This window comes from Streptomyces sp. AC1-42W (genome assembly GCF_003248355.1).
Classification (GTDB): domain Bacteria; phylum Actinomycetota; class Actinomycetes; order Streptomycetales; family Streptomycetaceae; genus Streptomyces.
Genome location: NZ_QKWY01000001.1, coordinates 1,295,490 through 1,322,255, shown reverse-complemented (window position 1 = coordinate 1,322,255; position 26,766 = coordinate 1,295,490). Strand labels below are relative to the sequence as shown.

Below are 26,766 nucleotides of genomic sequence, written 5' to 3'. Positions count from 1 at the left end.
CTCACGGGTGCCGCACCGCGCGTGGACACCAAAGCGCAGAACCCTAGCCCGGCCGGGCCGGCCGCCGCGACCGTTTTTCGGCAGATGTTCCGAGGGTTATGAGACAGAAAAGGGCACTATGGGGGAACTGACCGCTGCCGAGGAGTCTGCACCGACATGAGCGACGAGCCACAGCAGAACGGGGAGACCGGCCCGCCGGGCTGGGCCCCCAGGGACCGGTCTGCCGACGCCGCCGCGGCCCCCGACGACACCGGCACGAACGGCACCGGCACCGGTAGCGACACCGACCCCGGCACCGGTGCGAAGAAGTCCGGCAAGGCCCGGCGGCCCAGGCGCACCGGCTGGCGGCGGCTGATCCCCACCTGGCGCATGGTCCTCGGCGGCGTCCTGCTCATCGCCCTGCTCCTGGTCGGCGGATTCGTCGCCGGCTACCAGCTCGTGGACATCCCGGCGGCCAACGCCAGCGCCACCGCCCAGTCCAACGTCTACCTGTACGCGGACGGCAGCGTCATCGCCCGCGACGGCGACGTCAACCGCGAGAACATCCGGCTCGCCCAGGTCCCGCGCAACGTCCAGCACGCCGTCCTCGCCGCCGAGGACCGCGACTTCTACTCCGAACGCGCCGTCGACATCAAGGCGATGTTCCGGGCCGGCTGGAACACCCTCACCGGCAAGGGCAAGCAGGGCGGCTCGACCATCACCCAGCAGTACGTCAAGAACTACTACCTGGGCCAGGAACAGACCGTCGTCCGCAAGGTGAAGGAATTCTTCATCGCCATCAAGCTCAACCGGGAACAGTCCAAGGACCAGATCCTGGAGGGCTACCTCAACACCAGCTACTTCGGCCGCAACGCCTACGGCATCCAGGCCGCCTCCCAGGCGTACTACGGCAAGGACGCCAAGGACGTCACCACCGCCGAAGGCGCGTACCTCGCCTCGCTGCTCAACGCGCCCAGCGCCTACGACGTCGTCGCCCACCCGCAGAACAAGCCCGCCGCCGTCGCCCGCTGGAACTACGTGCTCGACGGCATGGTCAAGGAGAAGTGGCTCACCCCCGCGCAGCGCGGGGCGATGACCTTCCCCGTCCCCGGACCGGTCAAACCGGCCAACAGCCTCTCCGGCCAGCGCGGCTACATCGTCAAGGCCGTCGACGACTACCTCGTGGACCACGGCATCCTCGACGAGAAGACCCTCGCCACCCGCGGCTACCGCATCACCACCACGCTCCAGAAGAAGAAGCAGAGCGCCCTCGTGGCCGCCGTCGACGACCAGGTCATGTCCAAGACCGACGACGAACGCGCGGCCGACCGCAACGTCCGCGTCGGCGGCGCCTCCATCGACCCCGGCAACGGCCACGTCGTCGCCCTGTACGGCGGCATCGACTACACCCGGCAGTACGTCAACAACGCCACCCGCCGCGACTACCAGGTCGGCTCCACCTTCAAGCCCTTCGTCTTCACCTCCGCCGTCGCCAACGACTCCACCACCCAGGACGGCCGCCGCATCACCCCCAGCACCATCTACGACGGCACCAACAAGCGCATGGTCCAGGGCCCGGACGGCCCCACCGGCTACGACCCCGCCAACGAGGACGACGTCGACTACGGCCCCGTCACCGTGCGCACCGCCACCGACAAGTCCGTCAACGCCGTATACGCCCAGATGGCCGAGGACGTCGGCCCCGAGAAGGTCCGGCGCACCGCCATCGGCCTCGGCATCCCGAAGAACACCCCCGACCTCACCCCCACCCCCTCCATCGCGCTCGGCGTCGCCACCGCCAGCGTCCTGGACATGACCGAGGCGTACGCGACCCTCGCCGCCCACGGCAAGCACGGCGACCACGTCCTGGTCACCGACGTCACCAAGGACGGCGAGCACGTCACGCTCCCCGGCCGCACGGTGAAGCAGGCCGTCAGCCGCGAGGCCGCCGACACCACCACCTCGATCCTCCGCAGCGTCGTCGACGGCGGAACCGGCACCGCCGCCCAGGGCGCGGGCCGCCCCGCCGCCGGGAAGACCGGCACCGCCGAGGAGGACCGGGCCGCCTGGTTCGCCGGCTACACCCCCGGCCTCGCCACCGTCATCGCCGTCATGGGCCAGGACCCCGACACCGGGGCGCAGAAGTCCCTCTACGGCGCGCTCGGGCTCCCCCGCGTCAACGGCGGCGGCGCCCCCGCCCAGACCTGGGCCCAGTACACCGGCGCCGCCCTGCGCGGCACCCCGGTCGAGGAGTTCGACCTGGACACGGAGGAGGAGAGCGGCGACACCGCGCTGCCCACCGAGGAGGACACCGCCCCCGGCGAGACCGGCCGCCGCACCCCCTCGGCCACGCCCCGGCGCACCCCGTCCACCACCCCGTCCCGGACGCCCTCCGCGCCCGGCACCACCCCCGGCACCACGGACTCCCCCGACGGCGGCACCGACAGCGGCGGCACCGCGGACGGCGGCGCGGACACCGGCGGCACGGACGGGGGCGACGGCGGGGACACCGGGGGCGGGGACGGCGGCGGCGACGGCGGCGACGGGGGCGGGGACGGCGGCACCCTCGAAGGGCCCCGCGGCACCCGCGCCCCCGTCGCGCGGCCCGCCGGGCGGGCCTGAGTCACGGACCCGAGTCAGTGACCCGAGGTGGCCTTCAGCCCCACGACGGCCACCAGCAGCAGACAGACGAAGAAGATCCGGGCCGCCGTCACCGGCTCGTGCAGCACCACCATGCCCAGGATCGCCGCGCCCGCGGCGCCGATGCCGACCCACACCCCGTACGCCGTACCGATCGGCAGCGTCCGGGCCGCGTGCGACAGCAGCACCATGCTCGCCACGATGCCCAGACCGGTGAACACACTCGGCCACAGCCGGGTGAACCCCTCGGTGTACTTCATCCCGATCGACCAGGCCACTTCCAGCAGACCGGCGACGATCAGCAGCACCCACGCCATGACAGAACCTCCGACGAGTCAGAACACGCGAACTTCACGGGTGCGTCGTCTTTGCCAACCCGGTACGGCGCGTCTCGTCGGGGTCCCTCCACCGTAGCAAAAAACAGGCAAAGGGCCTGGTGACAGCCGTCACCAGGCCCTTTCACGCCATCTCGGCGACTACAGATACAGGCCGGTCGAGTCCGTCGAGCCCTCGAACCGGTCGGCGGCCACCGCGTGCAGGTCGCGCTCGCGCATCAGTACGTACGCCACGCCCCGCACCTCGACCTCCGCCCGGTCCTCCGGGTCGAACAGCACCCGGTCCCCCGGCTCGACCGTGCGCACGTTCTGCCCCACCGCCACCACCACGGCCCACGCCAGCCGCCGGCCGACCGCGGCCGTCGCGGGAATCAGAATGCCGCCGCCGGAACGCCGCTCGCCCTCGGGCGACTCGGACCGGACCAGCACTCGGTCGTGCAGCATCCGGATGGGCAGCTTGTCGTCGGTGTTCTCGCTCACGCCCCGCAACCTACCGGGCGGCGGCCCGCGCACGCGCGAGGGGGCGGCGCTTCACGCCCGTACCGGCCGGGAGCGCCGGGGCGCCGCGTCAGCGCTTGTTGCGGCGGGAGGAGACCACGACCAGGCCGACCACGCCCGCCGCGAGCAGCGCCGCCGGGATCACGCGCTCCAGCCGGGGGCTGCCGGTCTCGGTGACGAACTGGGCCTTCACGTCCGAGACCGCGCGGTTCACCGCCACGTACGCGCGGCCGGCCGTCCGGTCCACGGTTCCGGCCACCTTCGCCTTCGCGTCACCGATGATCGTCTTCGGGTGCACCCGCACCCCGATCTCATCGAGTACCACCGCCAGCTGCTCGCGCCTGCTGATGATGTCCGCCTCGATCTGCGCAGGGGTCCTGGCATCCGACACCGCGCCGCCTCCGTGGTCCTCGTCCGGTAAACCTTCATCGACAGTCTGTCAGTTCCACCGCGTCCGCACCCGGCGGCACCCCCATTACGCTCGGTCCCGTAGACCCCACGTACCAACGAGGAGAACCATGAGCGAGCGCCTCACCACCGGCGACACCGCCCCCGCCTTCACCCTCCCCGACGCCGACGGCAACGACGTCTCGCTCGCGGACCACAAGGGCCGCAAGGTCATCGTCTACTTCTACCCCGCCGCTCTCACCCCCGGCTGCACCAAGCAGGCGTGCGACTTCACGGACAACCTCGACCTGCTCGCCGAGGCCGGCTACGACGTCATCGGGGTCTCCCCGGACAAGCCGGAGAAGCTGGCGAAGTTCCGCGAGAAGGAGAACCTCAAGGTCACGCTGGTGGGCGATCCCGCCAAGGAGACCCTTGAGGCGTACGGCGCGTACGGCGAGAAGAAGCTCTACGGCAAAACGGTGACGGGCGTCATCCGGTCCACCGTCGTGGTCGACGAGGACGGCAAGGTCGCGCACGCCTTCTACAACGTCAAGGCCACCGGCCATGTCGCGAAGATCATCAAGGACCTGAAGATCTGACGTCCGGGGTATTCCGGGGGAATGCGGTGCCTCTTCCCGGCCCGCCCGGAACGAACCGTCCATTGAGCCGTACGGCCGAAATCGTGTGACGGACATCGCATTCCCTCGCCGAACCGGTTTGCGACCACCATGTCCGCGCAGAAGCCTTTCCTGAAACAGTCGCCGAGGAAAGGAACCGGCCATGGCGGGCCCCGCCCCCCAGCAGGTGGCCGACCCGGAAGCGGTCAAACGCCATCCCGCGCTGTTCCGCGCCATCCGCAAGCGCCGGAACCCGAAGCTCCGGCGCACGGACATCACGGTCACGGACGACCGGGCGGTGAAGCGCGCGGTCAAGGCGGCCTCGCTCGGCAACGCGATGGAGTGGTTCGACTTCGGCATCTACTCCTATCTGGCCGGCACCATCGGGCATGTGTTCTTCCCGTCCGGGAACGACACCACCCAGTTGCTGTCCTCGTTCGCCACCTTCGCGGTCGCCTTCCTGGTCCGCCCGCTGGGCGGCATGTTCTTCGGGCCGATGGGCGACAAGATCGGCCGCAAGAAGGTCCTCGCCCTCACCATGATCCTGATGGCGACGGGCACCTTCGCGATCGGCCTCATCCCCTCGCACCGGACCATCGGCGTGTGGGCCGCGGTCCTGCTGATCTTCTTCCGCATGCTCCAGGGCTTCTCGACGGGCGGCGAGTACGGCGGTGCCTCGACGTTCATCGCGGAGTACGCGCCCGACAAGCGGCGTGGCTTCTTCGGCAGCTTCCTGGAGTTCGGCACCCTCGCCGGTTACGTGGGCGCGGCCGGCCTGGTGACGCTGCTGTACGCGCTCCTGGACGACGCCCAGATGAACTCCTGGGGCTGGCGCGTCCCGTTCCTGGTGGCCGGCCCGCTCGGCCTCGTCGGCCTCTACCTGCGGCTGCGGCTGGACGAGACCCCGGCCTTCCAGAAGCTGGAGGGCGGCACGGCGCACGCCACGGATGCGGCGGACAGCGTGGAGACCACGGCCAAGGGCGACCTCGCCAAGATCTTCCGGGACTACTGGCCGACGCTGATCCTGTGCATCTGCCTGGTCGGCGCGTACAACATCACCGACTACATGCTGCTGTCGTACATGCCGACGTACCTCTCGGACGAGCTGGGCTACAGCGAGACGCACGGTCTGCTGATCCTGCTCGGCGTGATGGTGTTCCTGATGCTGATCATCAATCAGGTCGGCAAGCTCTCGGACCGCTTCGGCCGCAAGCCGCTGCTGATGGCCGGCATGCTGGGCTTCCTGATCTTCTCGCTGCCGTCGTTCCTGCTGATCCGTCAGGGCAGCATCCCGGCCATCATCATCGGCATGGCGCTGCTGGGCCTCTCCCTGGTCTGCATGCTCGGCACGATGTCCGCGGCGCTCCCGGCCCTGTTCCCCACCCACGTCCGCTACGGCTCCCTCTCTGTGGGCTACAACCTCTCCGCGTCGATCTTCGGTGGCACGACCCCGCTGGTGATCACGGCCCTGATCAGCGTCTCGGGCTCCAACCTGATGCCGGCGTACTACTCGATGGCGGCGGCCCTGGTCGGCGTGATCGCGGTCGCCTGCATGAAGGAAACCGCCAACAAACCCCTGGCAGGCTCCCCACCCTCGGTGGAAACCCCGGAAGAAGCAGAAGAACTGGTCGCCTCCCAAACCCCGGACCCCAAATTCTGACCCCTGTCGAACGTGACTCCCCGATCACGGCTTCGTTACTCCGTACGAGGCCACGAACGAATGGCCGGAACGGGGAGGCACATGCCAGTTCGCTATACACGCGAGCTGCTCGAAGAGGCGGCGCGCATGACGACGAACATCAATGATGCCGTGCGGTGGTGCGGTGGGACACCGACGCCGGGAACGCGAAGCTACCTGCGGCAGAAGGTGGCGGAGTGGGGTGTGGACGTATCGCACTTCGCCGATACGAGAGTGCGTCACACAGAAGAGGTGCTGCGCGATCTGGTGGCCCGTTCCACGAGCGTGGCGGAGGTCGTACGCCGTCTCGGCATCAATCCGGTGGGCGGAAACCACACGCACATCAGCCGCCGCATCGCCGCTCTCCGCATCGACACCTCCCACTTCGTGCACACACCACCACGCCGCCCGAAGGGCACACGGGGAAACCCTCTTGTTCTCGGCGACCCGCAGAACGGCCGGATTCCCGGCGAACGGCTGCGCCGAGCGCTGGCACGCACGGGGGTGATCGACGTGTGCGCGGAGTGCGGCAACCCGGGCGAGTGGCAGGGACAGCCGCTTCGGCTCGAAGTCGATCACATCAACGGCGACTGGTGGGACAACCGTCCGACGAATCTCCGCATCCTGTGCCCGAACTGCCACGCGGCGACCGACACGTACCGCGGGCGCAACCGCGCGAGGACGGCATGAGCGGCACATACACGCGCAGTCGCCTCGAAAAGGCCGCAGCCACGGCGACCAGCCTGGTCGATCTGGTGCGTCGGCTCGACGGACCGCTTGGCAGCCGAACCTGCCGATACGTACGCGATCGGCTCCGGCACTACGGCATCGACACCTCCCACTTCGTGGATGAGCCTCTCCCCGAACGGCCGCGCACGGCCTACCCGGCCGCACTTCTCGCCGAAGCGGCCGCCAACTCGTGCAGTATCAGAGGGATGTTCGAGTACATGGGACTGCCGCCGAGCGACAGCCCGTACGGATATGTACGGGCGAAGCTCGATCGGCTCGGTATAGACACGTCCCACTTCACGAGCGGACACAGGCAGGGGGCGCCTTCGGTCCCGCGCGACCAACTGGAGGCCGCAGTCGCCGAATCCCGCAGCCTCGCCGCCGTACTGGAGGTGTTGGGGCAAGTCAACAACGGCGGCGCCCGCATCCGCCTGAAGCGAGACATCGAAAAGTACCAGCTGTCGACCGCCCACTTCGTCGGCCAGGGCCACTCGGCGGGAACGCGCTCCCCAAGTCGCAAAGGGGCTGACGAGATCCTTGTCCTGAGGGATGGCGCATCCCGGACACGGACGTCCCTCTTGAGACGCGCACTGGACGACGTGGGGCTGCCGCGTGCGTGCGCGGTGTGCGGAACCGGCGAGTCGTGGCGAGGGAAACGCCTCGTGCTGGAGATCGACCACATCAACGGGAACCGTGCCGACGACCGCCAAGCCAATCTGCGCTATCTCTGCCCTTCGCGCCACAGCCAAACGGCGACTTTCTCGAAGAGGCGTGCCACCACACAGTAGAGTGGGTTGCGGGAGCCCGTACCCCAGCAGGCTAGAGGGCGCTGGCTTAGAATCAGTGTGTCGTGGGTTCAAATCCCACCGGGCTCACAAGCGAGAAGCGGCTTTCACCTTCACTTCGAAGGTGAAAGCCGCTTCTCGCGTCAGCCCACCAACTCCCGCACCACTGGTACCAGCGCCCGGAACGCCTTGCCTCGGTGGCTGATCGCGTTCTTTTCGGGCGGGGTCAGTTCCGCGCAGGTGCGGGTTTCGCCGGAGGGTTCGAGGATCGGGTCGTAGCCGAAGCCGTGGGTGCCGGCCGGGGTGTGGCGCAGGGTGCCGGTGAGGCGGCCCTCGACCACGCGTTCCGTGCCGTCCGGGAGGGCGAGCGCTGCCGCGCAGGCGAAGTGGGCGGCGCGGTGCGGGGCGTCGATGTCCGCGAGCTGGGCCAGGAGCAGGTCCAGGTTGGCGCGGTCGTCGCCGTGGCGGCCGGACCAGCGGGCCGAGAAGATGCCGGGGGCGCCGCCGAGGACGTCCACGCAGAGGCCCGAGTCGTCCGCGATGGCCGGGTGGCCGGTGGCCCGCGCGAGGGCGTGGGCCTTGAGCAGGGCGTTCTCGGCGAAGGTGACGCCGGTCTCCTTGACGTCGGGGATCTCCGGATACGCGTCGGCGCCGACCAGTTCGTGGGTGAGGCCGGCGGCGGCGAGGATCGCGTGGAGCTCGGTGATCTTCCCGGCGTTCCGGGTGGCGAGGATGAGACGGGTCATGCGTCCAGTATCGCCTCGTCCACCCGGCCGGATCACGGGCTGCAGACCTTGGCGATCTCGCCGGCCGCGTCGGTGACCGGGGTGATGTCCGGGGTGGCGTCGCCCTTCTCGATGGCGTCGCGGACGTTGGTGACGCCGGCGCGGAGGTCGTCCACGGCCTTGCCGAGGTCGGCGTTGTCCGTGGTGTCGCTGAGGTCGCCCAGTTCCTTCTGGATGTCGTCGAGGGCCTCGGACGCCCGGGTGGGGTCGCTGGAGGCGTCGGACACCGCCTGCTGGAGGTTGTCGACGCTGGTGGCGATGGCGTCGGCGGTGCGGACGCAGTCGAGCGTCTTGTCGAGGGCGCCGCAGCCCGCCACCGCGGTGACGGTGACGAGCGCGGCCGTGACGGCCAGGGCGATGCGTGCGTGACGGTGGCGCGAGGCCATGGTGTGGTCCCTCCCCGGTGAGCGGATACGCGGACGGGCGCCCGGTTCGACCCGTGCGCCCGTATGCGTATCGACGCCGCCGGGGGCCTCTTGGTTGCCTCTTTACCCGTGTCAGGCGCCGAGGGTGGTGGCCAGCGCCTCGTTCTGGAGCCGGGCGAGGTCGACGCAGCCGGCGGTGGCGAGGTCGAGCAGGGCGTTCAGCTCCGCGCGGTCGAAGGGCTCGGCCTCGGCGGTGCCCTGGACCTCCACGAAACGGCCGTCGCCCGTGCAGACGACGTTCATGTCGGTCTCGGCCCGTACGTCCTCCTCGTAGCAGAGGTCGAGGAGCGGGGTGCCGGCCACGATGCCGACGCTGACGGCGGCGACGGTCCCGGTCAGCGGCTTGCGGCCGTGCTTGATCAGCTTGCGGCCCTGGGCCCAGGCGACCGCGTCGGCCAGGGCGACGTAGGCGCCGGTGATGGCGGCGGTGCGGGTGCCGCCGTCGGCCTGGAGGACGTCGCAGTCCAGCACGATCGTGTTCTCGCCGAGCGCCTTGTAGTCGATGACGGCGCGCAGGGAGCGGCCGATGAGCCGGCTGATCTCGTGCGTCCGGCCGCCGATCTTGCCGCGTACGGATTCGCGGTCGCCGCGGGTGTTGGTGGCCCGGGGCAGCATGGAGTACTCGGCGGTGACCCAGCCCTCGCCGCTGCCCTTGCGCCAGCGGGGCACGCCTTCGGTGACGGAGGCGGTGCAGAAGACCTTGGTGTCCCCGAAGGAGACGAGGACGGAACCTTCGGCGTGCTTGCTCCATCCGCGTTCGATGGTGACGGGGCGGAGCTGCTCGGGGGTACGGCCGTCGATACGAGACATGCGGCCGAGCCTATCGGTTGCGCGGGGCGGCGATTTCCGCCGCGGGCGGGTACGCCGAGGGCCCCGGTACCTGGGGGTGAACTCCAGGGGGGCCGGGGCCTTCGGTTATCGGCAGGTGGGGCGCCGACAGGCGTTCAGGGGTGTAAAACCGGTCGGTCTTACATCATGTCTTCGATGTCGGCGGCGATCGGGTCCGCGTCCGTGCCGATCACGACCTGGATCGCGGTGCCCATCTTGACGACGCCGTGGGCACCGGCGGCCTTGAGCGCGGCCTCGTCGACCTTGCTCGGGTCGACGACCTCGGTGCGCAGGCGCGTGATGCAGCCCTCGACCTCCTCGATGTTCTCGATTCCGCCGAGCCCGGCGACGATCTTCTCAGCCTTGCTGGCCATGGCCTTCTCCCTGGTTCTTCACGTACGTGCGACGGCCCACCCTGGGTCCGTTTCGTCACGGTAACGCACGGTTGGCCCAACTTCACGGGCGAGCACCCCGTCCATCACCAATGATGACGATCACCGGCACCCTGTCCCGACGGGCAGGCACCGCACCGTACCCCAACTGGTCTACACCAGTCTGCAACGACCGCCAAATACGCCGTGTTCCGGGAGGATGCCGATGAGCTCGAGCAGCGAAGCCGTCCCGCAGAAGAACGTGTGGAACAGACTGTTCCAGGGCCTTCAGAAGATGGGCCGCAGCCTCCAACTGCCGATCGCCGTGCTGCCCGCGGCCGGCATCCTCAACCGGCTGGGCCAGCCGGACGTCTTCGGCGACGACGGCCTGGGCTGGAACAACGTCGCCAAGGTGTTCGCGGCCGCGGGCGGCGCCCTGCTGGACTCCGGCATCGGCCTGCCGCTGCTGTTCTGCGTCGGGGTGGCGATCGGCATGGCCCGGAAGGCGGACGGCTCGACCGCACTCGCCGCCGTGACCGGCTTCCTCGTCTACTACGCGGTACTGCACGCGTTCCCGGTGGACTGCGACAAGGGCCAGACATTCGTCTCGGGCGGCATCTGGTTCGGCTCGTGCGTCGCGGGGGACGCGACCGTGACGCCGGCCGCGTACCAGAACCCGGGCGTCTTCGGCGGCATCGTGATGGGTCTGATGGCGGCCTGGTTCTGGCAGCGGTTCCACCGCGTCAAGCTGGTGGACTGGCTCGGCTTCTTCAACGGCCGCCGGCTCGTCCCGATCATCATGGCCTTCGTCGGCCTGCTCTTCGCGGCGCTGTGCGCCTGGCTGTGGCAGCCGATCGGCGACGGCCTGACGAGCTTCTCGAAGTGGCTGGTGGACCTGAACTGGCTGGGCTCCGGCATCTTCGGCGTCGCCAACCGCGCGCTGCTGGTCATCGGCATGCACCAGTTCCTGAACACCTTCGTCTGGTTCCAGTTCGGCGACTTCGAGAAGCCGGACGGCACGATGGTGCACGGTGACATCAACCGGTTCCTGGCGGGCGACCCCACGGCCGGCCAGTTCACCTCGGGCTTCTTCCCGATCATGATGTTCGCCCTGCCGGCGGCGGCCCTCGCCATCTACCACTGCGCCAAGCCGCACCGGCGCAAGGCGGTGGCGGGTCTGATGATCTCGGTCGGCCTGACCTCGTTCGTCACGGGCATCACCGAACCGATCGAGTACTCGTTCCTCTTCGTCGCTCCCCTCCTCTACGCGATCCACGCGGTGCTCACCGGTGTGTCGATGGCGGTGACGTGGGCACTGGGGGTGAAGGACGGCTTCAGCTTCTCGGCCGGCCTGATCGACTACGTCATCAACTGGAGCCTGGCGACGAAACCGTGGCTGATCATCCCCATCGGGCTGGCGTTCGCCGTCGTGTATTACGTCATCTTCAGGTTCGCGATCACCAAGTTCAATCTCCAGACGCCGGGCCGCGAGCCCGACGAACTGGAGGACGAGATCGAGAAGAACCTGACCAAGTAGCGGCATTATGCAAGGTCACTGACCTAGTCGGCGCAGACCCCCGGACCCTTTGGTCCGGGGGTTTCCCGCATGTCACGGTGCGTATGCGCCAGCTGCTGAGAAGTAGTCGGAAATTGCAGGTTCCTTATCTATCCCTCACCGTGCTACAACTGGTCTACACCACTCAGTGGTCCAGACCACGCGACGCCTCGCGCGCCGCGTTTCTCGAGTCGTCGCCCACCAAAAACCCCCTGTCCCCGGCGGCGCCTTGCTTACTGGAGGAAGTTGATGAGTACGGCCACCGCTTCGGCGGCCCCCGCGAAGAAGCGGGGCTCCGGCCTGTTCCAGGGCCTGCAAAAGGTGGGTCGCAGCCTGCAGCTGCCGATCGCGGTGCTGCCGGCAGCAGGCATTCTGCTCCGTCTCGGCCAGCCCGACGTCTTCGGTGACGACGGGCTGGGCTGGCACAAGGTCGCCTCCGTGTTCGCCACCGCGGGCGACGCGGTCTTCGGCAACCTGCCGCTGCTCTTCTGCATCGGTGTCGCCATCGGCTTCGCCAAGAAGTCGGACGGCTCGACCGCCCTCGCGGCGCTGGTCGGCTTCCTGGTGTACAGCAATGTGCTCAAGGCCTTCCCGGTCACCGAAGCGGTGGTCCAGAAGGGTGCGGACACGGCCGCCACGTACAACAACCCGGGTGTCCTCGGCGGCATCCTGATGGGTCTCGTCTCCGCGCTCCTGTGGCAGAAGTTCCACCGCACCAAGCTGGTGGACTGGCTCGGCTTCTTCAACGGCCGCCGCCTCGTCCCGATCATCATGGCCTTCGTCGGCGTGGTCTTCGGTGTCTTCTTCGGCCTGGTCTGGGAACCGATCGGGGACGGCATATCCAACTTCGGCGAGTGGATGACCAGTCTCGGCTCCGGCGGCGCCGCGCTGTTCGGCCTGATCAACCGCGCGCTGATCCCGATCGGCATGCACCAGTTCGTCAACACGGTCTCCTGGTTCCAGCTGGGTGACTTCACGGACGCCGCCGGTGCGGTCGTGCACGGTGACCTGAACCGCTTCTTCGCCGGTGACCCGACCGCCGGTCAGTTCATGACGGGCTTCTTCCCGATCATGATGTTCGGTCTTCCGGCCGCCGCCATCGCCATCGCGCACTCCGCCCGCCCCGAGCGCCGCAAGGCGGTCATGGGCATGATGGTCTCGCTGGCCCTGACCTCGTTCGTCACCGGTGTGACCGAGCCGATCGAGTTCTCGTTCATGTTCATCGCGCCGCTGCTGTACGCGATCCACGCGGTGCTCACCGCCATCTCGATGGCCGTCACCTGGGCCCTGGGTGTCCACGCCGGATTCACCTTCTCGGCCGGCTTCATCGACTACGCGCTGAACTGGAACCTGGCGACCAAGCCGTGGCTGATCATCCCGATCGGCCTGGTCTTCGCAGCGATCTACTACGTGGTCTTCCGCTTCGCGATCACGAAGTTCAACCTCACCACCCCGGGCCGCGAGCCCGAGGAAGAGGTCGAGGACCTGACCAAGTAGTCCGGTCCCCGCAGACCGAAGCCCTCACCTTCCCGGCGGAAGGTGAGGGCTTCGTCGTACCCGCGCCCGTACGCGTACGGGCGCGCCGCTCAGAGTTCGTACACCGCGCCCGGCGCCGCGAGTTCCGTGGGGCCGGTGAAGACCGCGCGGGCGTCGGTGAGGTTCTGGCCGGCGTCCGTCCACGGCGGGATGTGCGTCAGCACCAGGCGCCCGGCGCGCGCCCGCTCCGCCAGCTCGCCCGCTTCCCGGCCATTGAGATGGAGGTCCGGGATGTCCTCCTTGCCGTGCACGAACGACGCCTCGCACAGGAGGAGGTCCGTGTCCTCGGCCAGCTCGTCCAGGGCCTCGCAGGTGCCGGTGTCCCCGGAGTACGTGAGCGAGGCGCCGCCGTGCTCGATGCGGATGCCGAAGGTGTCGACGGGGTGGCGGAGCTTCTCCGTACGCACCGAGAAGGGGCCGACGTCGAACCAGCCGGACTTCAGCGTCCGGAAGTCGAAGACCTCGCTCATCGCGTGCTCGGACGGGGTGTCCGCGTGCGCCGTGGTGAGCCGCCGCTCCGTGCCCTCGGGTCCGTAGACCGGGATACGGGCGGGGCGCTCGCCGCCGTGCGGGTAGTAGCGGACGACGAAGTACGCGCACATGTCGATGCAGTGGTCGGCGTGCAGGTGGCTGAGGAAGATGGCGTCGAGGTCGTAGAGACCTACATGGCGCTGCAGCTCGCCGAGGGCACCGTTGCCCATGTCGAGGAGCAGCCGGAAGCCGTCGGCCTCTACGAGGTAGCTCGAGCATGCCGAACCCGCGGAGGGGAACGAGCCGGAGCAGCCGACGACGGTGAGCTTCATGGAGCGTGAACCTCCGAGACGTGGGAACGGGGAGGGTTCGTGCGGTTCTCGCGGTGCGGTTCGTTGAGCGTAAGGCGCGAAAGTGCGGGTCGCTCCTCCGGGGCGGGTCGTTGTGGGGGAACTCACCTGTGCTGTCACCGGTTCGGGTGGCGAAAGCGGGGCGGTGCCCCGGGGATACGACGACGCCGGGGCCGGACCTCTACGGTCCGGCCCCGGCGTGGGGTGTGCGCCGCGCGAGCGGCTAGGCCCAGAGTTGGCCCTGGAGGGTTTCGATGGCGGCTTCCGTCGTGGGTGCGGTGTAGACGCCGGTCGACAGGTACTTCCAGCCACCGTCGGCGACGACGAAGACGATGTCGGCCGGTTCGCCGGCCTTGACCGCCTTGCGGCCGACGCCGATCGCGGCGTGCAGTGCCGCGCCCGTGGAGACGCCCGCGAAGATGCCCTCCTGCTGGAGGAGTTCGCGGGTGCGGGTGACGGCGTCGGCGGAGCCGACCGAGAAGCGGGTCGTGAGGACCGAGGGGTCGTACAGCTCGGGCACGAAGCCCTCGTCGAGGTTGCGCAGCCCGTACACGAGGTCGTCGTAGCGCGGCTCGGCGGCCACGATGCTGATGCCCTCGACGTGCTCGCGGAGGTAGCGGCCGACGCCCATCAGGGTGCCCGTGGTGCCGAGGCCGGCGACGAAGTGGGTGATGGACGGGAGGTCGGCGAGGATCTCCGGGCCGGTGGTCGCGTAGTGGGCGCCCGCGTTGTCCGGGTTGCCGTACTGGTAGAGCATGACCCAGTCCGGGTGCTCGGCCGACAGCTCCTTGGCGACGCGGACCGCGGTGTTGGAGCCGCCCGCGGCCGGCGAGGAGATGATCTCGGCGCCCCACATGGCGAGGAGGTCGCGCCGTTCCTGGGAGGTGTTCTCGGGCATCACGCACACGATGCGGTAGCCCTTGAGCTTGGCCGCCATGGCGAGCGAGATGCCGGTGTTGCCGCTGGTGGGTTCGAGGATCGTGCAGCCGGGGGTGAGCCGGCCGTCCTTCTCGGCCTGCTCGACCATGTGGAGCGCGGGGCGGTCCTTGATCGAGCCGGTGGGGTTGCGGTCCTCCAGCTTGGCCCAGATGCGGACGTCCGCGGAGGGCGACAGCCGCGGCAGGCGCACCAGAGGGGTGTTGCCCACCGCGGCGAGGGGGCTGTCGAAGCGCATCAGTTCATGCCGCCGGCGACGGCCGGGAGGATGGTGATGCTGTCGCCGTCGCTGAGCGCGGTGGAGATGCCGTCCAGGAAGCGGACGTCCTCGTCGTTCAGGTAGACGTTGACGAAGCGGCGGAGCTGGTCGCCGTCCACGATCCGCTCCCGGATGCCGGTGTGGCGGCTCTCCAGGTCCGTCAGGAGGTCGGCGAGGGTGTCCCCCTTGCCCTCGACGGCCTTGGCGCCGTCGGTGTAGGTGCGGAGGATGGTCGGGATGCGGACCTCGATGGCCATGGCGTGGGCTCCTGTCGAAGCTGTGTGGTGGCGGTGGGCGTATGGCGTGCGGCTCTGCCCCCGCGCGGGGGTCGGTGCGTGGTGCGGTGGCGCCAGGCCGTACGGCGGCGCCCTGACGTGGTCCGGCTCAGGCCCGGCGGGCGGCGGACCGTTGGGTCGTACAGATCGCGCTGGCGAGGCGGCACAGGTCGACGTGCAGGCGCGCCACGAGCAGCGAGCCCGGCGTCTTGTCACTCACGTCATGGGGAACCATGCGGTCATCGTATCGATTCCCGGTCGGGGATTCGGAGTGTGATCTCATCTTGTGGATACTGAGCGTTCGAGGGGCGGACAGTGCTGGTCACAGGGCCTGTCCGCCCCTCGCGGGAGGGCTCAGGCCGCCGGGTACGCCTCGACGACCCGGACCTCCTCCTCGGTGATCTCGCCGTCCACGATCCGGTACGAGCGGAACTGGAAGGGGCCCGCGTCGTCGGTGTCCGCGGTGGAGACCAGCACGTAGTGGGCGCCGGGCTCGTTGGCGTACGTGACGTCGGTGCGCGAGGGGTACGCCTCGGTCGCCGTGTGCGAGTGGTAGACGATCACGGGCTCCTCGTCCCGGTCGTCCATCTCGCGGTAGAGCTTGAGCAGGTCGGCGGAGTCGAACTCGTAGAACGTGGGCGAGCGCGCGGCGTTGAGCATCGGGATGAAGCGCTCGGGGCGGCCGCTGCCCTCGGGGCCGGCGACGACGCCGCACGCCTCGTCGGGGTGATCGGCGCGGGCGTGCGCCACGATCCGGTCGTACAGCGTCTGGGTGATGGTCAGCATGGCGCCAGGATAGGCCGACCGGCCCCGGTGTACCGAGGGGTGGTACGCGGGGGCCCGCATCGTGGAACATCGCTGGTGGGGGGCGTACGCCTCAGCGCCTCGTACGCCCGGCGAAGGCCCGGCCCCGCGGGTTGCGGGAGCGCAGGACCAGGTAGGAGACGCCCAGGATCAGGGCCCACAGCGGGGCGCAGTACAGCGAGATCCTGGTGTCCTCGTCGATGCCCATCATGACGACGACCACGGCGATGAAGGCGAGCGCGAAGACGCTGGTGTACGGGGCGCCGGGGGCCCGGAACGTGGACTGCGGGAGCAGTCCGCGCACGGCCAGGCGGCGGTAGCGGAGCTGGCTGACCAGGATCATGATCCAGGCCCACATGCCGGAGATCGTGGCGAAGGAGACGACGTAGGTGAAGGCTTCGCCGGGCCACTGGTAGTTGATCCAGACGCCGACGAGCATGAGGGCGGCGGAGAACGTGGTGCCGACGAGGGGGGTGCCGCCGCGGGTGAGCCGGGTGAAGAGTGCCGGGCCCTGGCCGTTGAGCGCGAGGTCGCGCAGCATGCGGCCGGTGGAGTACATGCCGGAGTTGCAGGAGGAGAGCGCGGCGGTCAGGACGACGAAGTTGACGATGCCGGCGCCGAGGCCGAGGCCCATCTTCCGGAACGCCTCGACGAAGGGTGAGACGCCCGGTGAGAACGCGGTCCACGGCACCACCGAGAGGATCATGACCAGGGCGCCGACGTAGAAGACGGCGATGCGCCAGGGGACGGTGTTGATGGCCCTGGGCAGCACGGTCGCGGGGTCCTTGGACTCGCCGGCGGTGACGCCGACGAGTTCGACGGCGAGGAAGGCGAACATCACGATCTGGAGCGTCATCAGGGTGCCCTTGATCCCGTGCGGGAAGAAGCCGCCGTCGGACCAGAGGTGGGTGACGCTCGCGGTGTCCCCGGCGTCGGAGAAGCCGAGGGTGAGGATGCCGGCGCAGATGAGGATCATGCCTACGATGGCGGTGACCTTGACCATCGAGAACCAGAACTCCAGCTCGCCGAAGAGCTTCACGGAGATGAGGTTCACGCCGTAGAGGACGACCGTGAAGCCGAGGGCGGAGACCCAGGGCGGGATGGCGAACCAGTAGGTCATGTACTGGGCGGCGGCGGTGACTTCGGTGATCCCGGTGACGACCCAGAACAGCCAGTACGTCCAGCCGGTGACGAAGCCCGCGAAGGGGCCGACGAATTCGCGGGCGTACTCCGAGAAGGAGCCGGACACCGGGCGGTACATGAGGAGTTCGCCCAGGGCCCGCATGATGAAAAAAATAACCAGTCCGGCCACGGCGTAGGCGAGGACGATGCTGGGGCCGGCCTTGGCGATGGCCTTGCCGGCGCCGAGGAAGAGCCCGGTGCCGATGGCGCCGCCGATCGCGATCATCTGGATCTGGCGGGCGCCGAGCGCTCTGCGGTAGCCCTCGGCGGAGGTGGTGGTGTCCGCGGCCGCGGGGTGCGGGCCGTCCTGCCCCTTGTCGTCGATCTGCGCGGATGTCATTGGCTGCGCCCTTCTCCGGCCGGATCACCAGTAGACGCGGGCCGGGCGGGCGGGGCGCAGCCGGGGACGGCCGTTCGGGTGATGCCGGGGCGCCGGGGGGCGTCAGGGCATCATCGTCTCGACCAGGGTCTCCTGGAGGGCGCCGAGCCAGAGGTAGGCCATGACCATGGGCTTGCGGGGGTCGCTGTCGGGGAGCCGGTAGAGGGAGCCCTCCTCGCCGTCGTCCTCGTCGGTGACCTCCAGGCGGGTGCCGATGGTGAGCCGGAGGTCGTTGAGCGAGCGCAGCCAGTTGCGGCACTCCTCGGCGTTGAGCGTGAGCACGGCCGCCTGGTCGCCGGCGGGCGTCAGGGCGTCCAGGGTGCGTACGACCGCGAGGGCGTCCTCGCGCTTGCGGGTGCGCAGGTCGTTCTCGGTGAACCTGCGGAACTCGGCGGAGGCGGCGCGCAGTTCGTCGTCCCCGTCGCCGTACGCCTCGGGGAAGAGGCGGGCCAGGGCCGGGTCGGCGGGCGGTTCGCTGGGGCCCTCGGCGAAGAGGGCGGCGAGCGGGTCCTCGCCCTCGGCGGGCTCGTCGCCGGGGCCGATGAGTTCCAGGAGCTGGACGGCGAGGGAGCGCAGGATCGCGATCTCCACCTCGTCGAGCGCGACGGCCGCGCCGCCGGGGGTGGCCTCGAAGTGGCCGGCCATGGGTTCTCTCCGATGATGGTCGGGCGGGCGGTGCGGAAGGGACTGTGCGGGTGGGGCGCCGCGCGTGCGGCGCTAGTTGCGGTCCTGGGTGAGCGTGGCCCACAGGCCGTAGCCGTGCATGGCCTGGACGTCGCGTTCCATCTCCTCGCGGGTGCCGCTGGAGACGACGGCGCGGCCCTTCTGGTGGACGTCCAGCATCAGCTTGCGCGCCTTGTCCTTGGAGTAGCCGAAGTACGCCTGGAACACATACGTCACATAGCTCATGAGGTTGACCGGGTCGTTGTGGACCAGCGTCACCCAGGGGACGTCGGGCTCGGGGACGACGAGGTGTTCCTCGGCCGATTCGGGACGTTCGATCTCTGTAGGGGCGACGCTCACCTGTCCCATGCTGCCACCCTCAGTGGCGCATCGCACAAACGGCCCCCTCGCCGCGCCGCCCCCGGACCCCATCTCGTCACTTTGACGAAATAGGGGTAGCATCCCCGGCATGAACTCTCCGGACCTCGCGCGGCGGGTCGGTGTGCCGTCGACCGCGCTCTTCACCGACCAGTACGAGCTCACGATGGTGCAGGCCGCGCTGAAGGGCGGCACGGCCGGGCGGCGCTCCGTCTTCGAGGCGTTCACCCGCCGGCTGCCCGAGGGCAGGCGCTACGGCGTCGTCGCCGGCACCGGACGGGTCCTGGACGCGGTGGAGAACTTCCACTTCGACGACGAGATGCTCGGCTTCCTGCGCGACCGGGCCGTCGTGGACGGGCCGACCCTGGACTATCTGGCGGACTACCGGTTCAGCGGCGACATCTGGGGCTACCCGGAGGGCGAGGTGTACTTCCCGGGCTCGCCGATCCTGCGCGTGGAGGGCTCCTTCGCCGAGTGCGTGCTGCTGGAGACGGTGATCCTGTCGATCCTCAACCACGACTCGGCGATCGCCGCCGCGGCCTCCCGGATGTCGGCGGCGGCGGGCGGGCGCGGGCTGATCGAGATGGGCGCGCGCCGCACCCACGAGCTGTCGGCGGTCGCCTCGGCGCGCGCCGCGTACATCGGCGGCTTCGACACCACGTCCGACCTGGCCGCCGGCTTCCGCTACAACATCCCGACGGTCGGCACGAGCGCCCACGCCTTCACCCTGCTGCACGACTCGGAGCGGGACGCCTTCACGGCCCAGGTGGACTCGCTGGGGCGCGGGACGACGCTGCTGGTCGACACGTACGACGTGACGGAGGCCGTCCGCGCGGCGGTCGAGATCGCCGGGCCCGAGCTGGGCGCGGTACGGATCGACTCCGGCGATCTGCTGCTCGTCGCCCACCGGGTGCGCCAGCAGCTCGACGAGCTGGGCGCCACCGGGACGAAGATCGTGGTCACCTCGGACCTGGACGAGTACGCCATCGCCTCGCTGGCCGCCGCCCCGGTGGACGCGTACGGGGTGGGCACGCAGCTCGTCACGGGCAGCGGGCACCCCACCTGCTCGATGGTCTACAAGCTCGTCGCCCGCGCGGGGTCCGCCGACCCGGCCGACGAGCTGCGCCCGGTCGCGAAGAAGTCGATGGGCGCGAAGTCGTCCAAGGGCGGCCGCAAGTGGGCGGCGCGCCGGCTGGACGAGCACGGGGTCGCGGAGGCCGAGGTCGTCGGCACCGGGCCGGTCCCGGCGGAGCCGGCCGGCCGGCAGCTGCTGGTGGAGCTGGTCCGGGGCGGCGAGGTGGTCGCCCGCGAGCCGCTGGACGCGGCGCGGGAGCGGCACATCGCGGCGCGGGAGGGGCTGCCGCTGTCGGCGACGCAGCTGTCGCGCGGCGAGGCGGTCATCCCCACCGAGTACGTGTGACGCGGCCTGTCCGGCGTACCGGCGCGCCCCGCCGGGAGGCCGGACGGGCTTGATTTCCCCCTCGCCCCGCTGGAATCTCCAGTGACGGAACCATCTCCCCGTACCGCTCCGCACCGCTCCCCCACCACCGCTCCCCACCCCGAAGGACCACTGCCATGCACCGCGCCTTGATCGTCGTGGACGTTCAGAACGACTTCTGTGAGGGCGGGAGCCTCGCCGTGGCGGGGGGTGCCGATGTCGCCGCCGCCATCACGGACCTGATCGGCGAGAGCCGGCCCGCCTACCGGTACGTGGTGGCCACGCGGGACCACCACATCGATCCGGGCGACCACTTCTCGGCCACGCCGGACTTCGAGCACTCCTGGCCGCCCCACTGCGTGGCCGGTACGGAGGGCGTGGGCTTCCACCCCAATTTCGCCCCGGCGGTCGCCTCCGGGGCGATCGACACGGTGTTCGACAAGGGGGCCCACGCGGCGGCGTACAGCGGCTTCGAGGGGCTCGACGAGAACGGCACCGGGCTCGCCCGGTGGCTGCGCGAGCGCGACGTCGGCGAGGTGGACGTGGTCGGCATCGCGACCGACCACTGCGTCCGGGCCACCGCGCTGGACGCCGCCCGTGAGGGCTTCACCACGCAGGTGCTGCTCGGCCTGACGGCGGGGGTCGCCCCGGCGACGACGGAGCGGGCGCTGACGGAGCTGCGCGAGGCGGGCGTGGCGCTGACGGGCGAGCCGGTCGTCTGAGCGGCCGTACGGGCGCCACGGCCCTCCGGGGCCGGGCTCAGCCCCGCACGGCCGGGACGGCCGGTACAGCCGGTGCGGCGGTGGGTTCCAGCAGGGTGCGGATGGGGTGCCACAGCTCCTCGGCCCGTTCCGGGCGGGCGCGCCACAGCAGGCCGTCCGGGTGGTGCAGCACTGCGGTGATCTCGTCCGGGGTCGGCGGCTCGGCGTTGCCGCGCAGATAGACGGCGCGCAGGCCCAGGTTGCGCAGCCGGGTCAGGGCGCGGGGCCGGTTGGCGGCGTGCACCAGGACCCGGACCGGGGTGCCGGGTCCGGGGCCCCCCGCCGGGCGCGGCAGGGTGATCGCGACGACCACGCTGCCGTTCGGCAACTTGCTGAATCCTCCGCCTGCCATACGTACGCGCTCCCCCGTGAGACGTCGTGTCAATAAGAAAGTGAACAGGGGCACCTAAACACGATCGGCCGCCGCCCGCTAGTGGGCGACGGCCGATCATGCTGTGACCTGCGGTGATGCGGTACTACTTCTTCGAGGGACCCACCTTGACGGTCATCGTCTCGCCGCTGCGCGGCTCGCTGACGATGGTGATCCGGGTGTTGGTGTCAGGAACCTTGACGCTGCCGGTCGGGTTCTCCTTGTACCAGTACGTGCCCGTACGGTCGTCGAAGGCCGGGACGCCGAGCCGCGGCTTGATCTTCACGGCCTGGTCGGCCGAGTGCAGCGTGAAGCCGTCCGTCGGGTACCAGCTGAACGGGGCGTCGAAGGGCTGGATCTTGTTGCGCATGATCGAGCCGTTCGACCACTTCAGCGGCTTCGCGTGTGCGTCCACCGGCAGGATCAGGCCCTGGCCGGGGTGCTGCGAGACGTTGTTGTCCTTCTGGGAGGTGTCCCACAGCCAGACCAGCAGGCCGTTCTGGTAGGGGAAGTGCTCGACCCAGTCCGGACGGGTCTTGGAGAAGCCGAAGTTGTACGGGCCGACCTGGAGGGTCTTGTCGTAGCTGACGTACTGGCGGTTCTCCGCGATGTAGTACTGCGGGTAGTTCTTGGTGAACGACGCGCCGACCCGCGAGAAGCCCTTGCTGGTCCAGCCGTTGTCACCGGCCTCGGCGTTGTCCGAGAACAGCGCGGTGCCGTCCGCGGTCACCGAGATGGTGTCGGCGGTGAAGCCCTTGCCGCCCGCGCCGCCGTCGGTGGCGTAGCGGAAGCGGATGTCGATCTTCTGGCCCGCGTAGGCGTCCAGCGAGTACGACAGGTTCTTGTACGCGCCGGAGACGTCGGTCAGGGCCGGCTTGTCGCTGGCGTCGCGCGGGATGGCCTTGCCGTCGGCGGTGCCGTCGATCGCGGTCCAGCTGGCGCCGCCGTTGGTGGACACCTCGGTGTAGAGGTAGTCGTAGTCCTTCTCGATGTCCCACCAGCCCTGGAGGTCCAGGGACGCCTCGGTCTTGCCGGTGAGGTCGACCGGGCGGGACAGCGTGTTGCCGAGGTTGTCGCCCATGTTGCTCCACCACTGCGAGGCGCCCTCGGCGGGGGCCGTGACGTCGGTGGTGACGGGCTTCTCGGGCAGCGTGACGACGAGCGCCTGCTTGTCCTTGGTGTTGTACTCGGAGACGCCCAGCTTGTGGGTGGACTTCGTGGCGGCCTTGGCCTCGTCGAAGTTCAGCCAGCCCAGCTGGAGCTTGTCCCAGGAGGTCATGTCACCGGGCATGTCCCCGATGCTGTCCTTGCCGGTGCCGAGCCAGGAGCCCGCCGACATCAGCGACCAGAAGCCGACCGAGTTCTCGGCGGTGTTGGTCGTGTCGTAGAGGTCCGGGAGACCGAGGTCGTGGGCGTACTCGTGGGCGAAGACGCCCAGTCCGCCGTTCTCGGGCTGCGCGGTGTAGTCGCCGACCCAGATGCCGGTGTCGCCGATCTCGGTGCCGCCCGCCTTGTTGGCGGAGGGGCCGGTGGCGCCTGCGTCGGTGCCGTACGCGTACCAGCGGTGCGCCCAGACGGCGTCGGCGCCCTGGGCACCGCCGCCGGCGGACTCGTCCTCACCCGCGTGCACGATCTGGAAGTGATCGATGTAGCCGTCGGGCTCGTTGAAGTTGCCGTCGTTGTCGAAGTCGTAGCGGTCCCACTTGTCGTACTGCGACAGGTCCGCCTTGATCTGGTCGAGCGTGCGGCCCTTCGCCTTCTGGTCCGCGACCCAGGCGTTGACGCCGTCCCGGACCATGTCCCAGGAGTTGGCGCAGTTGCTCTGGCCGCAGTAGTTCGAGCCGTACCGGGCCTCGTTGTACGGGACCTTGACCCAGTCGGAGACCTCGCCCTCGACCGAGTAGCGGCCGGACGACGTCTTCTCGTAGTACGTCTTGAGCGAGTTGGTGCCCGCGCCCTCGCCGAAGTACAGCTGCTGGAAGTGCGCCTGGTCGTAGTCGGCCTGCCAGGCGGTGCTGTTGTCCTTCTTCGGGTCCGGCTGGGCTATCTGGTTGTGCAGCGGGCCCGGCGTGCCGCCGTAGGCCGGGACGGGCGGCTTGGGGCCGTCACCGTCCGGGTCGTACATGGTCGTGTTGTCGACCTGGTCGCCGAACTCCACCAGAACGGTGAAGATCTTGTCGGTCTTCTCGCGGCCCAGCTCGACGTACTTCTTGTCGTCGAGCTTGACGACCTTGGAGCCTCCGCGCGACGAAACCTTCTTGTCGCCGGATATGACCTGTTCCAGGGCAGCCTGGCGCTGAGCGGCCTGCTGCTTGCTGAACGGGCCCTCCAGATTGTGTTCGCCGCCCCTGGCCGACGCCGGGTCCCGGCGGTCGATCTTGGCGGTGCCTGACGCCTGGTCATCAGCCTGAGCGGTGGCGAAGGCGGATGCGGTCGCGGCGGTCGCGGCCATGGCCACGACAATCGCTCCGGTCCGAAGCGCCCGTCTCTTAATGATCACGTGATGCAGTCCTCCCCGGCGTCCGCGTCGGCGGCCCGGAGGTGTAGGAGAGGCCGCGCGCGCGGAAACGCGTCACAAGTGACGACATTCGACCGGAGTTACGGGAGAAAAGACAGACCTTGACTTGGACAGAGCAAGTGCACTATGCAGGAGCGCCATTCCGGTATCCGGACGAAATGTCGCCCCCTGTCCGTGACCTACCGGTGCGTCAGAAGCGTACCCGGGCGCCCGGCATGACTCCGTGCGCCCCCTGTGCACCGGCACTGTGGGTTAGGTTACGCTTACCAGCCGTTCCTCACGGGCATCCACCGACATAGAGTCGCTCGACAGCGCGACCGTGTCGAGAGAACGCCCATCCGACGTCCCGAGGACGGAATCAGCCATGCCGCGTCCCACTGCCGCACAGCTCGTCTACGGTTCGGTCACCGTCGTCTTCGCGGACCTGGCCATGTTGCTGCTGTTCCAGGTCGGTTCGGGCGTCGGCATCGCCGTGGCCGGGACGGCCGCGCTCGCGCTCGGACTCGCCGTGTCCGTCACCGTACCCACCGGGCACCGCCGCCACACCGCGCGATCGGCGGAGCCGGCGGGCGCCGCCCCGGTGCCGGCTCCGCGCCGCTCCGCGGCCGCCACGGAGGGCCGGGCGCCCGTCTCCGCCCAGAGCCACCGCTGAGCCCCGGCCGAGACCGGGCGGAATCTCAGTTGACGGTCACCACCACGGTCTTGGCCGCCTTGTCCTGGAGGCCCTGCCGGTAGGGCTTGTCGGTGAACATCAGCACGATGTTGATGAGCCACCACAGGCACGGGCAGCACAGCAGCGCCGGCAGCCACAGCACCACGGCCCGCATGAACGCCGCCCCGGTGTCCGGCACCCGGCCGTCGTCGAGCATCGCGACCCGCATCTTCAGCAGCCGCTTGCCGAGGGTGCGGCCGTCCTTGTGCGTGAAGTACGTGTCGTACGCGACGTAGACCACCAGGCCGATCAGCGTCCAGAGCAGCTGATGCCCGCTGTAGGTCTGGGCGAACAGGTCGCTGACGTCGTCGTCGTTGCCGTTGCCGTCGGTGTTGCCGACCGCGCCGCCCCAGGGCAGTGAGATCAGGTAGAGCGGGATGGAGATGATCAGGAAGTCGATCAGCCGGGCCAGGATGCGCTTGCCCGGTTCGGCGAGCGGCGGCATCCCCGCCAGCGGGTCCGCGCCGTACGGCCCGCCGCCGCCCCCGGAGGGCCCCGGATCGTACGGGGGCGGCGGCGGGGGCGCGCCGTCGTAGGGCGAGCCGGACGACGACGGCGGCTGGTCACCGGGCGGCCGCTTCCGGAACGGATCGTCCTCGGGCGGCTGACCGGGCGGCGGCTGATCGTTGCTCATGGGGGCAGTGCATCCCGGCGACCGGGCCCCCGCAACGGCTCAGGTGCGTTCGGGGGAAGGGGGTGCGGCCACGAAGGTGCCGGCCGCCTTGTCGTGCCAGCACTGCCGCCACGGCCGGTCGACCAGGCACCGGAGCACGCCGGCCGCCCCGACCACCAGCAGGCCGGGGACCGCGTACACCAGCCAGCGGCGGAGCGCGGCGCCGAAGCCGGGCGGTTCGTGGGACTCGATGTCCCGGACGTCGAGCCCGCACAGCTTCTTGCCGAGCGTACGGCCCCACTTCGCGGTGGGCAGCGCCTCCAGGAGGACGCCGAGGACCAGAAGGACGCCGAGGACCGCCCCGCCCAGCGCGGCCGTGGTGGAGTCCAGCAGCCATACGGTGACCGTCTCGCCGGACAGCTTCGCCGCGTCGATCTTGGCGTCGATGTGGTCCAGGGCCCGGCCGGCCAGGGGAACGGCCGCCGCCGCGGTGAGCGCGCCCAGCACCGCCGTGTCGATGAGCCGGGCGGCGAACCGTCTGCCGAGCGGGGCGGGCCGCCCCGCGCTCCGGGCCGCGACGAGCCGCTGGAACGGGTCCTCGACGGGCGGCTTCCACGGGGCGGGCCGCGCCTGCGGCACGGGGGCGGGGGCGGGCGCGGCAGGCTGCGGGGCGAGGGCCGGGCGCAGCTGCGGTGCCGGGGCGGGGGCGGGCGGCTGCGGGGCGGGGACGGGGCGCGCCTGCGGGACCGGGGCTCGGCTCACCGGACTCTGGCCCACGGGGCTCGGACCTGCCGAGGGCCGGCTCACCTCACTCGGGCTCACCGGACTCGGGCTCACCGAAGGCTGGCTCACCGGGCCCTGACGGTCCCACGGGGCGCTCGGGGTGCGCGGGTCCGTGTCGCGCACGGGGGCCGGGGCGCCGCTTGCGGCGGGCGGCCGGGCGGTGTCGCCGCCGGGGCGGTTCACCCGGAGGGCGACGGTGTTCTCGGGCACGGGCACGGGCGCGGGCGCGGGCACGGGCGCGGCGGGCTGCGGTTCCGGCTCGGGGGCGGCGGGCTCCGGTGCCTCCGGCGCCGCGCCCGTGCCCCGCTCGCCCCACGACACTCGGTGGTCGCCGAAGCCGGTCTGGCGGGAGGCGTCGGCCTGCCAGGCGGTCGCGGGTTCGGGGCGTGCCCCGTCGGGCGGGGCGTCCGCCGGCGCCTCGTCCAGGAAGACCGGACCGGTCTCCTCGACCGCGTCCTGCTTCGGGGCCGGACGGCTGGTGCCGGGCACCCAGGCGGCGCCGTTCCAGTAGCGGACGTAACCGGGGATGGACGGGTCGGGGTAGTACCCCTCGCGGGGGCTTTCGTCACCGGGTGCCGGGGTTGGGGCGCTCATCACCGTGGTCCCGTATCTCTTCGCGGCCTCAATACATCAATACAGGGGTCCACATCTACCAGACGGGCGTGGATCGCCGGGCCGGTCCGGGCGTTTGACCCCCATTTCGGTCACGCGAAGTTTTTTCCCGAA

General features: G+C 70.1%; 29 protein-coding genes, 1 tRNA gene and 1 riboswitch. Of the genes, 11 read left to right on the top strand and 19 right to left on the bottom strand.

All coding sequences use genetic code 11. The features are described from left to right. The first annotated feature begins 156 nt into the window (after positions 1-156). Positions 157-2,601, top strand: coding sequence for a transglycosylase domain-containing protein (locus DNK56_RS06040; protein ID WP_111331150.1), 2,445 nt, complete (start codon positions 157-159; stop codon positions 2,599-2,601). 14 nt (positions 2,602-2,615) lie between these two features. On the opposite strand, the gene DNK56_RS06035 is transcribed toward DNK56_RS06040, so the two are convergent. The 3 genes from DNK56_RS06035 to DNK56_RS06025 all read right to left on the bottom strand — a co-directional run bounded on the left by DNK56_RS06035 (position 2,616) and on the right by DNK56_RS06025 (position 3,843). Next, positions 2,616-2,936, bottom strand: coding sequence for a DMT family transporter (locus DNK56_RS06035; RefSeq protein WP_111331148.1), 321 nt, complete (start codon positions 2,934-2,936; stop codon positions 2,616-2,618). Positions 2,937-2,975: 39 nt separating this feature from the next. Next, positions 2,976-3,039, bottom strand: a riboswitch (guanidine-III (ykkC-III) riboswitch). Positions 3,040-3,095: 56 nt separating this feature from the next. After that, entirely contained in the window at positions 3,096-3,434 is a 339-nt protein-coding gene (locus DNK56_RS06030; protein WP_111331146.1) for a GroES family chaperonin, read from the bottom strand. Between the two features lie 88 nt (positions 3,435-3,522). Then, on the bottom strand, positions 3,523-3,843 hold the full coding sequence (locus DNK56_RS06025; protein ID WP_111331144.1) for a DUF3618 domain-containing protein: 321 nt from the start codon (positions 3,841-3,843) through the stop codon (positions 3,523-3,525). A gap of 127 nt (positions 3,844-3,970) precedes the next feature. On the opposite strand from DNK56_RS06025, the gene bcp reads away from it, so the two are divergent. From bcp to DNK56_RS06000, 5 genes are all read left to right on the top strand, one after another. Beyond that, positions 3,971-4,438, top strand: coding sequence for a thioredoxin-dependent thiol peroxidase (bcp, locus tag DNK56_RS06020; protein ID WP_111331142.1), 468 nt, complete (start codon positions 3,971-3,973; stop codon positions 4,436-4,438). 181 nt (positions 4,439-4,619) lie between these two features. Further along, positions 4,620-6,116, top strand: coding sequence for a glycine betaine/L-proline transporter ProP (gene proP, locus DNK56_RS06015; RefSeq protein ID WP_111331140.1), 1,497 nt, complete (start codon positions 4,620-4,622; stop codon positions 6,114-6,116). Between the two features lie 60 nt (positions 6,117-6,176). Further along, positions 6,177-6,824 (top strand): HNH endonuclease signature motif containing protein, encoded by a 648-nt coding sequence (locus DNK56_RS06010; protein ID WP_446750444.1) that lies wholly within the window; start codon positions 6,177-6,179, stop codon positions 6,822-6,824. Then, positions 6,821-7,651, top strand: a complete 831-nt coding sequence (locus DNK56_RS06005; RefSeq protein WP_111331136.1) for an HNH endonuclease signature motif containing protein — start codon at positions 6,821-6,823, stop codon at positions 7,649-7,651. The genes DNK56_RS06010 and DNK56_RS06005 overlap by 4 nt, the downstream gene beginning before the upstream one ends. A 12-nt stretch (positions 7,652-7,663) precedes the next feature. Continuing rightward, positions 7,664-7,738 (top strand) — tRNA-Leu (locus tag DNK56_RS06000). A 53-nt stretch (positions 7,739-7,791) separates the two neighbouring features. Here DNK56_RS06000 and rdgB read toward each other — a convergent pair. From rdgB to DNK56_RS05980, 4 genes are all read right to left on the bottom strand, one after another. Continuing rightward, entirely contained in the window at positions 7,792-8,394 is a 603-nt protein-coding gene (gene rdgB, locus DNK56_RS05995; RefSeq protein ID WP_111331134.1) for an RdgB/HAM1 family non-canonical purine NTP pyrophosphatase, read from the bottom strand. Between the two features lie 32 nt (positions 8,395-8,426). Then, positions 8,427-8,819 (bottom strand): hypothetical protein, encoded by a 393-nt coding sequence (locus tag DNK56_RS05990; protein ID WP_111331132.1) that lies wholly within the window; start codon positions 8,817-8,819, stop codon positions 8,427-8,429. 111 nt (positions 8,820-8,930) lie between these two features. Continuing rightward, entirely contained in the window at positions 8,931-9,668 is a 738-nt protein-coding gene (gene rph / locus DNK56_RS05985; protein WP_111331130.1) for a ribonuclease PH, read from the bottom strand. A gap of 158 nt (positions 9,669-9,826) precedes the next feature. Then, positions 9,827-10,060, bottom strand: coding sequence for a glucose PTS transporter subunit EIIB (locus DNK56_RS05980; protein ID WP_018105617.1), 234 nt, complete (start codon positions 10,058-10,060; stop codon positions 9,827-9,829). A 223-nt stretch (positions 10,061-10,283) separates the two neighbouring features. Here DNK56_RS05980 and DNK56_RS05975 point away from each other — a divergent pair, with 223 nt between their 5' ends. Continuing rightward, positions 10,284-11,594: a PTS transporter subunit EIIC gene (locus DNK56_RS05975; protein WP_111331128.1), complete on the top strand. Its 1,311-nt coding sequence runs from the start codon at positions 10,284-10,286 to the stop codon at positions 11,592-11,594. Positions 11,595-11,861: 267 nt separating this feature from the next. Further along, positions 11,862-13,109 carry a PTS transporter subunit EIIC gene (locus DNK56_RS05970; RefSeq protein WP_111331126.1) on the top strand — a complete coding sequence of 416 codons (1,248 nt, stop codon included), beginning with the start codon at positions 11,862-11,864 and terminating at the stop codon, positions 13,107-13,109. 89 nt (positions 13,110-13,198) lie between these two features. Here DNK56_RS05970 and DNK56_RS05965 read toward each other — a convergent pair whose 3' ends face one another. The 8 genes from DNK56_RS05965 to clpS all read right to left on the bottom strand — a co-directional run bounded on the left by DNK56_RS05965 (position 13,199) and on the right by clpS (position 18,836). Then, the gene (locus tag DNK56_RS05965; RefSeq protein ID WP_111331124.1) at positions 13,199-13,951 is read right to left on the bottom strand and encodes an MBL fold metallo-hydrolase; all 753 of its coding nucleotides are present in this window, start codon (positions 13,949-13,951) and stop codon (positions 13,199-13,201) included. A gap of 241 nt (positions 13,952-14,192) precedes the next feature. Then, entirely contained in the window at positions 14,193-15,143 is a 951-nt protein-coding gene (locus tag DNK56_RS05955; protein ID WP_111331122.1) for a PLP-dependent cysteine synthase family protein, read from the bottom strand. After that, positions 15,143-15,421 carry a MoaD/ThiS family protein gene (locus DNK56_RS05950; protein WP_111331120.1) on the bottom strand — a complete coding sequence of 93 codons (279 nt, stop codon included), beginning with the start codon at positions 15,419-15,421 and terminating at the stop codon, positions 15,143-15,145. Before DNK56_RS05950 ends, DNK56_RS05955 begins: the two co-directional genes overlap by 1 nt. A gap of 127 nt (positions 15,422-15,548) precedes the next feature. After that, positions 15,549-15,674, bottom strand: a complete 126-nt coding sequence (locus DNK56_RS36425) for a putative leader peptide (protein WP_274543586.1) — start codon at positions 15,672-15,674, stop codon at positions 15,549-15,551. A gap of 119 nt (positions 15,675-15,793) precedes the next feature. Then, positions 15,794-16,225, bottom strand: coding sequence for a Mov34/MPN/PAD-1 family protein (locus DNK56_RS05940; protein ID WP_111331115.1), 432 nt, complete (start codon positions 16,223-16,225; stop codon positions 15,794-15,796). Between the two features lie 91 nt (positions 16,226-16,316). Continuing rightward, positions 16,317-17,765: an amino acid permease gene (locus DNK56_RS05935; RefSeq protein WP_111331113.1), complete on the bottom strand. Its 1,449-nt coding sequence runs from the start codon at positions 17,763-17,765 to the stop codon at positions 16,317-16,319. A 102-nt stretch (positions 17,766-17,867) separates the two neighbouring features. After that, entirely contained in the window at positions 17,868-18,449 is a 582-nt protein-coding gene (locus DNK56_RS05930) for a DUF2017 domain-containing protein (protein WP_111331111.1), read from the bottom strand. Positions 18,450-18,521: 72 nt separating this feature from the next. Further along, positions 18,522-18,836 carry an ATP-dependent Clp protease adapter ClpS gene (gene clpS, locus DNK56_RS05925; protein ID WP_111331109.1) on the bottom strand — a complete coding sequence of 105 codons (315 nt, stop codon included), beginning with the start codon at positions 18,834-18,836 and terminating at the stop codon, positions 18,522-18,524. A 100-nt stretch (positions 18,837-18,936) separates the two neighbouring features. Here clpS and DNK56_RS05920 point away from each other — a divergent pair, with 100 nt between their 5' ends. After that, positions 18,937-20,265: a nicotinate phosphoribosyltransferase gene (locus DNK56_RS05920; protein ID WP_111331107.1), complete on the top strand. Its 1,329-nt coding sequence runs from the start codon at positions 18,937-18,939 to the stop codon at positions 20,263-20,265. Positions 20,266-20,420: 155 nt separating this feature from the next. Further along, positions 20,421-21,005 carry an isochorismatase family protein gene (locus tag DNK56_RS05915; protein WP_111331104.1) on the top strand — a complete coding sequence of 195 codons (585 nt, stop codon included), beginning with the start codon at positions 20,421-20,423 and terminating at the stop codon, positions 21,003-21,005. A 37-nt stretch (positions 21,006-21,042) separates the two neighbouring features. On the opposite strand, the gene DNK56_RS05910 is transcribed toward DNK56_RS05915, so the two are convergent. Together DNK56_RS05910 and DNK56_RS05905 are read right to left on the bottom strand one after the other, a co-directional pair. Beyond that, a complete protein-coding gene (locus tag DNK56_RS05910; protein ID WP_199563866.1) occupies positions 21,043-21,396 on the bottom strand; it encodes a hypothetical protein in 354 nt (117 codons plus the stop codon). Positions 21,397-21,520: 124 nt separating this feature from the next. Then, positions 21,521-23,914, bottom strand: coding sequence for an immune inhibitor A domain-containing protein (locus tag DNK56_RS05905; protein WP_199563867.1), 2,394 nt, complete (start codon positions 23,912-23,914; stop codon positions 21,521-21,523). A gap of 382 nt (positions 23,915-24,296) precedes the next feature. Here DNK56_RS05905 and DNK56_RS05900 point away from each other — a divergent pair, with 382 nt between their 5' ends. Next, positions 24,297-24,584 (top strand): hypothetical protein, encoded by a 288-nt coding sequence (locus DNK56_RS05900; protein ID WP_111331098.1) that lies wholly within the window; start codon positions 24,297-24,299, stop codon positions 24,582-24,584. Between the two features lie 25 nt (positions 24,585-24,609). Here DNK56_RS05900 and DNK56_RS05895 read toward each other — a convergent pair whose 3' ends face one another. Together DNK56_RS05895 and DNK56_RS05890 are read right to left on the bottom strand one after the other, a co-directional pair. Further along, positions 24,610-25,278 (bottom strand): RDD family protein, encoded by a 669-nt coding sequence (locus tag DNK56_RS05895; RefSeq protein WP_111331095.1) that lies wholly within the window; start codon positions 25,276-25,278, stop codon positions 24,610-24,612. A gap of 39 nt (positions 25,279-25,317) precedes the next feature. Continuing rightward, positions 25,318-26,634, bottom strand: coding sequence for an RDD family protein (locus DNK56_RS05890; protein WP_111331093.1), 1,317 nt, complete (start codon positions 26,632-26,634; stop codon positions 25,318-25,320). Positions 26,635-26,766: the final 132 nt, after the last annotated feature.

Excerpts from the sequence above, each read along its gene's own strand:
- DNK56_RS36425 (WP_274543586.1), bottom strand. The coding sequence starts at position 15,674 with ATGGTTCCCCATGACGTGAGTGACAAGACGCCGGGCTCGCTGCTCGTG.
- DNK56_RS05910 (WP_199563866.1), bottom strand. The coding sequence starts at position 21,396 with ATGGCAGGCGGAGGATTCAGCAAGTTGCCGAACGGCAGCGTGGTCGTC.
- rdgB (WP_111331134.1), bottom strand. The coding sequence starts at position 8,394 with ATGACCCGTCTCATCCTCGCCACCCGGAACGCCGGGAAGATCACCGAG.
- DNK56_RS05980 (WP_018105617.1), bottom strand. The coding sequence starts at position 10,060 with ATGGCCAGCAAGGCTGAGAAGATCGTCGCCGGGCTCGGCGGAATCGAG.
- DNK56_RS05950 (WP_111331120.1), bottom strand. The coding sequence starts at position 15,421 with ATGGCCATCGAGGTCCGCATCCCGACCATCCTCCGCACCTACACCGAC.
- DNK56_RS05900 (WP_111331098.1), top strand. The coding sequence starts at position 24,297 with ATGCCGCGTCCCACTGCCGCACAGCTCGTCTACGGTTCGGTCACCGTC.
- clpS (WP_111331109.1), bottom strand. The coding sequence starts at position 18,836 with ATGGGACAGGTGAGCGTCGCCCCTACAGAGATCGAACGTCCCGAATCG.
- DNK56_RS06010 (WP_446750444.1), top strand. The coding sequence starts at position 6,177 with ATGGCCGGAACGGGGAGGCACATGCCAGTTCGCTATACACGCGAGCTG.
- DNK56_RS06040 (WP_111331150.1), top strand. The coding sequence starts at position 157 with ATGAGCGACGAGCCACAGCAGAACGGGGAGACCGGCCCGCCGGGCTGG.
- DNK56_RS05955 (WP_111331122.1), bottom strand. The coding sequence starts at position 15,143 with ATGCGCTTCGACAGCCCCCTCGCCGCGGTGGGCAACACCCCTCTGGTG.
- DNK56_RS05895 (WP_111331095.1), bottom strand. The coding sequence starts at position 25,278 with ATGAGCAACGATCAGCCGCCGCCCGGTCAGCCGCCCGAGGACGATCCG.
- DNK56_RS05970 (WP_111331126.1), top strand. The coding sequence starts at position 11,862 with ATGAGTACGGCCACCGCTTCGGCGGCCCCCGCGAAGAAGCGGGGCTCC.
- DNK56_RS05975 (WP_111331128.1), top strand. The coding sequence starts at position 10,284 with ATGAGCTCGAGCAGCGAAGCCGTCCCGCAGAAGAACGTGTGGAACAGA.
- DNK56_RS06005 (WP_111331136.1), top strand. The coding sequence starts at position 6,821 with ATGAGCGGCACATACACGCGCAGTCGCCTCGAAAAGGCCGCAGCCACG.
- DNK56_RS05890 (WP_111331093.1), bottom strand. The coding sequence starts at position 26,634 with ATGAGCGCCCCAACCCCGGCACCCGGTGACGAAAGCCCCCGCGAGGGG.
- proP (WP_111331140.1), top strand. The coding sequence starts at position 4,620 with ATGGCGGGCCCCGCCCCCCAGCAGGTGGCCGACCCGGAAGCGGTCAAA.
- rph (WP_111331130.1), bottom strand. The coding sequence starts at position 9,668 with ATGTCTCGTATCGACGGCCGTACCCCCGAGCAGCTCCGCCCCGTCACC.
- DNK56_RS05930 (WP_111331111.1), bottom strand. The coding sequence starts at position 18,449 with ATGGCCGGCCACTTCGAGGCCACCCCCGGCGGCGCGGCCGTCGCGCTC.
- bcp (WP_111331142.1), top strand. The coding sequence starts at position 3,971 with ATGAGCGAGCGCCTCACCACCGGCGACACCGCCCCCGCCTTCACCCTC.
- DNK56_RS05990 (WP_111331132.1), bottom strand. The coding sequence starts at position 8,819 with ATGGCCTCGCGCCACCGTCACGCACGCATCGCCCTGGCCGTCACGGCC.
- DNK56_RS06035 (WP_111331148.1), bottom strand. The coding sequence starts at position 2,936 with ATGGCGTGGGTGCTGCTGATCGTCGCCGGTCTGCTGGAAGTGGCCTGG.
- DNK56_RS05940 (WP_111331115.1), bottom strand. The coding sequence starts at position 16,225 with ATGCTGACCATCACCCAGACGCTGTACGACCGGATCGTGGCGCACGCC.
- DNK56_RS05965 (WP_111331124.1), bottom strand. The coding sequence starts at position 13,951 with ATGAAGCTCACCGTCGTCGGCTGCTCCGGCTCGTTCCCCTCCGCGGGT.
- DNK56_RS05915 (WP_111331104.1), top strand. The coding sequence starts at position 20,421 with ATGCACCGCGCCTTGATCGTCGTGGACGTTCAGAACGACTTCTGTGAG.
- DNK56_RS05935 (WP_111331113.1), bottom strand. The coding sequence starts at position 17,765 with ATGACATCCGCGCAGATCGACGACAAGGGGCAGGACGGCCCGCACCCC.
- DNK56_RS05920 (WP_111331107.1), top strand. The coding sequence starts at position 18,937 with ATGAACTCTCCGGACCTCGCGCGGCGGGTCGGTGTGCCGTCGACCGCG.